Genomic DNA, 1,943 nt, shown 5'->3' with positions numbered 1-1,943 from the left:
GTGCGCGCCTACCTGCTGCAGACCCACGAGATGCTGTTCGATGCACACAACCGGGCCTTCGAGGTGCTCGGCGGCGTACCGCGACGAGGCATCTACGACAACATGAAGACGGCCGTTGACAAGGTACGCCGCGGCAAGGAGCGAGACATCAACGCGCGCTTCGGCGCCATGGTCAGCCACTACCTGTTCGAGGCCGAGTTCTGCAACCCGGCCTCCGGCTGGGAGAAGGGGCAGGTGGAGAAGAACGTGCGCGATGCGCGGCACCGGCTGTGGCAGCCCGTGCCTGCGTTTGCCACGCTGGCGCTGCTCAACGACTGGCTGGAGGAGCGCTGCAAGGCGCTGTGGGGCGAGATCGCCCACGGCAAGCTGCCAGGCACCATCGCCGAGGTCTGGGCGCAGGAGCGTGCGCTGCTCATGCCGGTGCCCAGGCCCTTCGATGGTTTCGTCGAGCACACCAAGCGTGTCTCGCCCACCTGCCTGGTGCACTTCGAGCGCAACCGCTACAGCGTGCCGGCCTCCTACGCGAACCGGCCGGTGAGTCTTCGTGTGTATGCCGAGCGCCTGGTGGTAGCGGCCGAGGGCCAGATCGTGTGCGAGCACAAGCGCATCATTGACCGTCGCCACGACACCGCGGGTCATACCGTCTACGACTGGAGGCACTACCTGGCAGTGCTGCAACGCAAGCCAGGAGCGCTCAGGAACGGAGCGCCGTTCAGCGAGCTGCCGCAAGGCTTCAGGCGGCTGCAGGCCGCGCTGATGAAGCAACCAGGCGGCGACCGCGAGATGGTGGAGATCCTGGCGCTGGTGCTGCACCATGACGAGCAGGCCGTGTTGACCGCGGTCGAGCTGGCGCTGGAAGCCGGCGTGGCCAGCAAGACCCATGTGTTGAACGTGTTGCATCGCCTGCTCGATGCCAAGCCCATTGCGCCGGCGCCCGTCACGGCGCCGCAGGCGCTGCGCTTGGTGAACGAGCCGAAGGCCGATGTGCTTCGCTACGACACACTCAGGGGGCGCGCCTGCGCCGCCAGCAGGTCGCGCAACTGGGTGAGCTGCCAGGAGGTGCGCCATGCGACATGACCCAGCCAGCGGCGCGATCGTGATCATGCTGCGCGAACTCAAGATGCACGGCATGGCCCAAGCCGTGGCGGAGCTGGCCGAGCAAGGATCGCCGGCCTTCGAGGCCGCGCAGCCGATGCTCTCGCAGTTGCTCAAGGCCGAGACGGCCGAACGGGAGGTGCGCTCGGTGGCCTATCAGTTGAAGCTGGCCCGCTTCCCAGCCTACCGGGACCTCGCCGGCTTCGACTTCGCCAACAGCGAGATCAATGAAGCCCTGGTTCGCCAACTGCATCGGTGCGAGTTCATGGACGACGCGCAGAACGTGGTGCTCGTGGGCGGGCCGGGTACGGGCAAGACCCATATCGCGACAGCGCTGGGTGTGCAGGCCATCGAACACCATCACCGCCGGGTACGCTTCTTCTCGACGGTAGAACTGGTCAACGCACTCGAGCAGGAGAAGGCCAGTGGCAACCCTGGCCACATCGCGCATCGGCTGATGTACGCGGACATGGTGGTGCTCGACGAACTGGGCTACCTGCCATTCAGCGCCTCAGGTGGTGCGCTGTTGTTCCATCTGCTGTCCAAGCTCTACGAACGCACGAGCGTCGTGATCACCACCAACCTGAGCTTCAGCGAGTGGGCCAGCGTCTTCGGCGACGCGAAGATGACGACGGCGCTGCTGGACCGGCTCACGCATCACTGCCATATTCTGGAGACCGGAAACGACAGCTTCCGCTTCAAGCACAGCTCGGCTCAACCCGTTCAGGCAGTCCAACCAAAGAAGGAGAAACCCAAAAACTTATCCACACCGTGAGCCGGCTGGCTCGCAAAGAGGGTGGGTCAATATTCGATGGAAATCGTGGGTCAGGATTCCATGGAAATCAACA

At 64.7% G+C, this 1,943-nt stretch carries 2 protein-coding genes; both read left to right on the top strand.

All coding sequences use genetic code 11. The features are described 5' to 3' along the window. Positions 1-1,077, top strand: a 1,077-nt coding sequence (gene istA, locus ACCD11_RS28295; RefSeq protein WP_413316447.1) for an IS21 family transposase, incomplete at its 5' end; no start/stop codon positions are given. Next, positions 1,067-1,870: an IS21-like element helper ATPase IstB gene (gene istB, locus ACCD11_RS28290; protein ID WP_413316445.1), complete on the top strand. Its 804-nt coding sequence runs from the start codon at positions 1,067-1,069 to the stop codon at positions 1,868-1,870. The genes istA and istB, both read left to right, overlap by 11 nt. Positions 1,871-1,943: the final 73 nt, after the last annotated feature.

The organism is Variovorax sp. Varisp36 (assembly GCF_047304235.1).
Taxonomy (GTDB): domain Bacteria; phylum Pseudomonadota; class Gammaproteobacteria; order Burkholderiales; family Burkholderiaceae_C; genus Variovorax.
Note: the sequence above shows the minus strand (reverse complement) of the source record. Positions and strands in the feature narration are given on the sequence as shown.